The 6,695-nt window shown below is 38.0% G+C and carries 4 protein-coding genes, 1 pseudogene and 1 other annotated feature; of the genes and pseudogenes, 4 read left to right on the plus strand and 1 reads right to left on the minus strand.

Going from position 1 to position 6,695, the window contains the following annotated elements; genetic code table 11:
* Positions 1-487: 487 nt before the first annotated feature.
* Positions 488-1,438: a YaaC family protein gene (locus V7164_RS21890; RefSeq protein WP_335347014.1), complete on the minus strand. Its 951-nt coding sequence runs from the start codon at positions 1,436-1,438 to the stop codon at positions 488-490.
* 113 nt (positions 1,439-1,551) lie between these two features.
* Between V7164_RS21890 and guaB the strand changes: the two genes are divergently transcribed.
* From guaB to serS, 4 genes and pseudogenes are all read left to right on the plus strand, one after another.
* Positions 1,552-3,018 carry an IMP dehydrogenase gene (gene guaB, locus V7164_RS21895; RefSeq protein ID WP_335355233.1) on the plus strand — a complete coding sequence of 489 codons (1,467 nt, stop codon included), beginning with the start codon at positions 1,552-1,554 and terminating at the stop codon, positions 3,016-3,018.
* Positions 3,019-3,225: 207 nt separating this feature from the next.
* Positions 3,226-4,530: a D-alanyl-D-alanine carboxypeptidase family protein gene (locus tag V7164_RS21900; RefSeq protein WP_335347024.1), complete on the plus strand. Its 1,305-nt coding sequence runs from the start codon at positions 3,226-3,228 to the stop codon at positions 4,528-4,530.
* Between the two features lie 188 nt (positions 4,531-4,718).
* Positions 4,719-4,935 (plus strand): annotated as a pseudogene (locus V7164_RS21905) (pyridoxal 5'-phosphate synthase glutaminase subunit PdxT); the annotation flags it as partial.
* A 64-nt stretch (positions 4,936-4,999) separates the two neighbouring features.
* Positions 5,000-5,220, plus strand: a binding site (T-box leader).
* Between the two features lie 57 nt (positions 5,221-5,277).
* On the plus strand, positions 5,278-6,558 hold the full coding sequence (gene serS / locus V7164_RS21910; protein ID WP_335355234.1) for a serine--tRNA ligase: 1,281 nt from the start codon (positions 5,278-5,280) through the stop codon (positions 6,556-6,558).
* Positions 6,559-6,695 lie beyond the last annotated feature (137 nt).

The following is a 6,695-nucleotide window of genomic DNA, read 5'->3' on the forward strand; positions in this document are numbered from 1 at the left end:
GGACGTCGCTAGGCAAAAGAAGAACAGCTAATAAGGCTGTTCTTTTTTGTGGAGTTTTGTAAGGGAATCCATAAAGATTATGTAATTCAGCTTTATGAAGACGAACTATAAATAGCATATTAAGCAGCAGACCAAATCATAAATTGATTTGGTCTTTTTATTTGAGTTAGGCGGACACCAGTTCCGCTATGTGTACAAAAATAGGGTAATTTCATATAATTGCGGACATAGATTCCGTTATTGATAAAAAAGCAGAGATTTTCTTGTATTTTTCCAATAATCGCGAACTTAGTGTCCGCATTGGTTTCTTTAACTATGGAATTTAAATGAGTAAGAGCAAAAAAAATCATGCTCAAAGAATTCTCTGAGCATGATTATTTGTATGCATTATTTACTTTTAATTAAATTACTATTTTTTATATGTTTCTTCTCTACATTTTCAGAACTATTTCATGAATATGCCCTTTTTTCAATGCAACCAATGAATTCATGTTTTTCCTTTTGTTAACGTTTGATAAATTAAAAAAGGTCCCTTCTTGGAGGTAATGTTTAAAAAGGACTGAATAAAGGGAAAATCCTGATTGGGCATCATTTTTATTAATTCGCTCCACCATTCCGTTTCATACCGAGCGATCATACTTAAATTATAAAGCAATAAATAGTGGATTAATAATTCCGGGAAAAAATTTAGGCTGTTTTTGATTCTAGGGAAATAAAGCTGTTCATTATCAATATTGAATTTAATTGGGAGCAGATCATTTATGCATGTTGAGTTGATCGTAAAGTGTATAAATTGTTCATCTGCACCTTGTATATCGGCTTTATTTCCGTTATTCCAATATTCTATAAAGCGGGCTTCAGTCATATGAAAGGTGTCTAAAATTTCCTTTGGCAGTAGATGTATTTGATCCTGCTGTTTCATTTGCAAAAATGTTTGTTTCCCCTCTGTTTGTTTGAACATTTGAGTAAGTTCAGGAATCTGAGAAAGTAACTCCCTCATATTTGTTTTTTCACCTTCTAAATGTTTCATGTGAAACAGTTTTTCCCCCATATACGGAAAAAGTCCGCTTTTCTGGATTTTTACCTCATCATGAAAAAAGTGATATTGTTGTTTTTTCCTTTTCCTAGTTGAAACACCATGTGCAAGAACAGTGGTTGTTTCAGGATAATTAGGGTCTACAGTTAAAATACAAGCTTTTATTAAATGAACCATTCCGTAAAATAAAAGAATGGGCTTAATTAATAACGGAGCAAGTTCTGCTTGTTTGTAATAAATTTGTCCATGTTCAAGATAATATATAAAAGGGTAGCTGTTTTCATAACTTTTTTGTTCTGCTGAGTCCAAATGTTGAAGATGATAGCATTTTTTTAGAAAGGATTGTGAGGAGCTTGCCGAAAAATAATATAAAAATGAATCCCAATCTTTATAGTCACGCATTAATAAGCACCTCCGAGTTTTTAGAAAAATCCAACATATTGAAGAATCCTTGACAGTATTTTGCCCAATTGATAACCTACTAATAATATTTTCAAGAATTGGGGGTCAAAAAGATGTGGGAAAGTAAGTTTGTAAAAGAAGGTTTAACTTTTGATGATGTGTTACTTGTTCCTTCTAAATCAGAGGTTCTTCCACGTGATGTGAGTTTAAGTGTTCAGCTTACAGATAAGATTAAGCTTAATATTCCAATTATCAGTGCAGGGATGGACACTGTAACTGAAGCAGAAATGGCTATTGCAATGGCTCGACAAGGTGGATTGGGTGTCATTCATAAAAATATGACGATCGAGCAGCAGGCTGAGCAAGTCGATAAAGTGAAGCGCTCTGAAAGCGGCGTTATTACAGACCCATTTTTCCTTACCCCAGAACAACAAGTATATGATGCCGAGCATTTAATGGGGAAATACCGAATTTCAGGTGTACCTATCGTAAATAATGGTGAAGAGCAAAAACTTGTTGGTATTTTAACAAACCGGGATCTTCGATTTATTTCGGATTATTCGATTATTATTTCTGATGTTATGACAAAGGAAAACCTTGTCACTGCACCTGTGGGAACTACTTTAGAAGAAGCAGAGAGCATTCTTCAAAAGCATAAAATTGAAAAGCTTCCGCTTGTGGACAGTGAAGGGATCCTAAAAGGTTTAATCACTATAAAAGATATTGAAAAAGTGATTGAGTTTCCAAATTCCGCTAAAGATGAGCAGGGCCGCTTGCTAGTTGGGGCTGCTGTTGGCGTAACAAAAGATACAATGATGCGTGTAGCGATGCTTGTTAAATCTCAAGTAGACGTTATTGTAGTAGATACTGCACACGGACATTCAAAAGGAGTAATAGATACTGTTCGTGAAATAAGAAAAACTTACCCTAACCTAGCGATTATTGCGGGAAATGTTGCAACTGCAGAAGCAACAAAGGAATTAATCGAAGCAGGAGCAGATATTGTAAAGGTAGGAATTGGACCTGGCTCCATTTGCACAACTCGAGTAGTTGCCGGAGTAGGCGTTCCTCAAATTACAGCCGTATATGATTGTGCTACTGAGGCAAGAAAGCACGGAAAGTCGATTATTGCTGACGGTGGAATCAAATATTCAGGTGATGTAGTAAAAGCACTTGCTGCTGGTGGACATGCCGTTATGCTTGGCAGTCTATTAGCAGGAGTAACTGAAAGTCCTGGAGAAACGGAAATCTTCCAAGGTCGCCGCTTTAAGGTTTACCGCGGCATGGGTTCTGTTGCTTCGATGGAAAAAGGTTCAAAGGATCGTTATTTCCAAGAAGATAATAAGAAGTTTGTTCCGGAGGGAATAGAAGGCCGATTACCTTATAAAGGGCCGTTAGCAGATACGATTTATCAGCTTGTTGGCGGTCTGCGTTCAGGTATGGGGTATTGTGGAACAAAGGATTTAACGGAATTAAGAGAGAAATCACAATTTATAAGAATGACTGGTGCCGGATTAAAGGAAAGCCATCCGCATGATGTCCAAATTACGAAAGAAGCACCAAACTATTCTTTTTCATAATTCAATACTAGAACGAGTATGTAAGAGCAGAGTAAGCATGAAGCTTCTCTGCTTTTTGTATGAAAAATTTCCAGGTAAGAATAGGTAAATCCTCTGTCTATGTTTTAATGTCGAATTATGATAAAATATCAGACGTGTACTAAAAAGTTGGAGGGCTTTGTATTGAAAAAATTTCGCAAATATGTAGCTAGTATTCTTGCATTCGTGATGGTAATAGGGCTTTTTCCTAGCTTAAATAGAGCCTATGCAGAAGATATTTTAAATGTTAATGGTGATGCTGCTATTCTAGTAGAAGCAGAGACAGGTAAAGTACTTTATTCGAAAAATGCCGACCAAGTTCTTGGTATCGCTAGTATGACAAAAATGATGACTGAGTATCTTCTTCTAGAAGCTATTAATGAGGGAAGAGTGAAATGGGACCAAGAATATTCCGTTAGCGAGTATGTCTGGAAGATTTCTCATGATACGAATTTATCCAATGTACCTTTGCGCAGAGATGGAAAATACAATATTCGTGAACTGTACCAAGCAATGACGATTTATTCAGCAAATGCTGCAACGATTGCCATTGCAGAAACGCTTGCGGGTTCTGAAGAGAACTTTGTAAAAATGATGAATAAAAAAGCAGAAGAACTAGGATTAAAAGATTTCAAGTTTGTTAACTCATCTGGCTTAAATAATAAAGATTTAAAAGGATTCCACCATACTGGGACAGAAGATGAAGAGAATGTGATGTCTGCTAGAGCTACTGCAATGCTAGCTTCTTATTTGCTTAATGACTACCCAGAAGTGTTAGAAACGACAACTATTCCGAAAATGACCTTCAGAGAAGGCACAGAAGATGCGATTGACATGCAAAACTGGAACTGGATGCTTCCTAGTCTTGTTTATGGCTTTGAGGGCGTAGATGGTTTAAAAACAGGGACAACGGAGTTTGCTGGCTATTGCTTTACAGGTACAGCTGTCAGAAATGGCACCCGTTACATCACTGTTATTATGAATGCCAAGGATGAAAGCGGTAAGGGTACTTATAAATCCCGCTTTGATGAAACAAAGAAAATGTTTAATTATGCATTTAGTAATTTTGGCAAAGAAGAGTTAGTACCTGCTAATTACCAAGTGAAGGGTCAAAAGACTTTACCTGTTATTAAAGGAAAAGAAGACAAGGTAAAGATTGAAACAAAGGATCCAATCACAATGGTTGTGAAAAATGGTGAAAAGGAAAACTATAAGACAAAGCTAGTTTTGGATAAAGAAAAGCTTAATGATAAAGGGGAATTAACGGCGCCTGTTAAAGAAGGAGAAAAGGTCGGAACTTTAACGATTGAATCTTCTAATGAAGGTGACTTAGAATTTTTATCTGAAAAGGGAAAAAATAAAATTCAAGTAGATGTTGTTGCTGCAGAGGATATTGAAAAGGCGAACTGGTTTGTGTTGATGATGCGTGGAATAGGTAGCTTTTTCGGGAATGTCTTCGGAGGCATCTCCTCAACTGTAAAAGGTTGGTTCTAATAAAAAGGGGTTTCTTGTCTTGACAGGAACCCCTTTTTGTTGTTTAGTGTCATTATAGGAAAGGGAATTATTCCGATTTGAATTAACGAAATATTCCTCCATTATTTATGAATATTAAATCAATCAAAATGATGGCAGCTGAAAACGGGTACAGATTTAGAAGCGATTGTAGAGGCAAAAAACATGTTGCTGGTGTGGCAGAGGATTTCCCTGCGGTATTTATTCGTGCTCCTCATATTGTGCAAGCAGGAGAGAATGTGGAAGTTCTGGCGAAACATGATGAGCGTATCGTAGGCAGCACGTGAGGGTCATATTCTTGGATGCTCCTTTCATCCAGAATTAACAGATGACCACCGTATTACCTCCTACTTTATTAACATGGTAAAAGAGGCGAAGAAAAATTAATTTGCATAATATAGTTGCAAATGATTCATAATTGTAGTACATTATGAATTAAAATTTACTATAGTCGAAAGCAATGAGAGGAACTAGTAACAGGATTTTCATTCTAAAGAGAGCCAATGGTTGGTGGAAATTGGCGGGTGAAGCTTGTGAATCCATCCTCGAGCAAAGTATGGAACGCCATTTTTTTGGCCAGTAAATACTTTCGGTATAAAACCGTTATGAATTTAAGGTGGAAGGCTCATGCCTTCAACTAGGGTGGCAACGCGGGTAACTCTCGTCCCTTTTTTGGGGACGGGAGTTTTTTGTGTTTTGCCCCATTAAAAAATTAGGAGGGATTATGAAATGTTAGACATTAAGTTTTTGAGAGCTAATTTTGAAGATGTGAAAAAGAAGCTGGAGCATCGCGGCGAGGATTTAACGGATCTTGGGAAATTTGAAGATCTTGATACGAAACGACGTGAATTAATTGTGAAAGCAGAACAGCTGAAAAGCAGACGGAATGAGGTTTCTCAACAGGTTGCCATTTTAAAACGTGATAAACAAGATGCGGATCATTTAATTGCTGAAATGCGAGAGGTTGGAGATCAAATTAAAGAGCTTGATGATGAGCTGCGCACGGTTGAAGAGGAATTAGATCAACTATTGCTAAGCATACCAAATATTCCGCATGAAAGTGTCCCAGTTGGAGAAACTGAAGACGACAATGTGGAAGCGTGGAAGTGGGGAGAGGTTAGACAGTTTGACTTTGAACCGAAGCCGCATTGGGAAGTGGCTGACCAGTTAAATATTCTTGATTTTGAACGTGCAGGGAAGGTAACGGGAAGCCGATTTGTATTTTACAAAGGGCTCGGTGCACGCCTTGAACGTGCTTTATTCAACTTTATGCTTGATCTTCACACAGAGGAGCACGGCTATACAGAGGTATTGCCGCCATATTTAGTCAATCGTGCAAGTATGACTGGAACAGGTCAGCTTCCGAAGTTTGAAGAGGATGCCTTCCTTATAGAAAATGAGGATTACTTCTTAATTCCAACAGCTGAGGTACCTGTTACGAATATGCACAGAGAAGAAATTCTAAGTGCAGAGGATCTTCCGTTTAATTACGCTGCATTTAGTGCTTGCTTTCGTTCTGAAGCCGGATCAGCTGGACGTGATACGAGAGGGCTGATTCGCCAGCATCAATTTAATAAGGTGGAGCTCGTTAAATTTGTAAAGCCGGAAGACTCTTATGAAGAATTAGAAAAGCTGACAAAGAATGCGGAGAAGGTTCTCCAGTTATTAGGCCTTCCATACCGCGTGATGAGCATGTGTACGGGTGACCTTGGCTTCACTGCTGCGAAAAAGTATGATATTGAAGTGTGGATTCCAAGCTATAACACATACAGAGAGATTTCTTCTTGCAGTAACTTTGAAGCCTTCCAAGCAAGACGTGCGAATATTCGTTTCCGCCGTGAGGCTAAGGGTAAACCTGAGCATGTGCATACATTAAATGGATCTGGCCTTGCAATCGGCCGCACCGTTGCCGCTCTGTTGGAAAATTACCAGCAGGAGGATGGCAGTTTCGTGATTCCAGAGGTGCTGCGTCCGTATATGGGCAACAGAGATGTCATTAAACCAGAGTAAATTTCGCTAAAACTCCAAGTTAGAATACTTTTTGAGCGGGGCCAAACCCCGCTCAAAAAAAATATTAAATAATATTGACATCGTTTTTGATAAATGATATATTATTTCTTGTCGATACGGAGGAATACCCAAGTCCG

Origin of the sequence: Bacillus sp. JJ1474 (assembly GCF_036965225.1) — a bacterium.
Taxonomy (GTDB): domain Bacteria; phylum Bacillota; class Bacilli; order Bacillales; family Cytobacillaceae; genus Cytobacillus.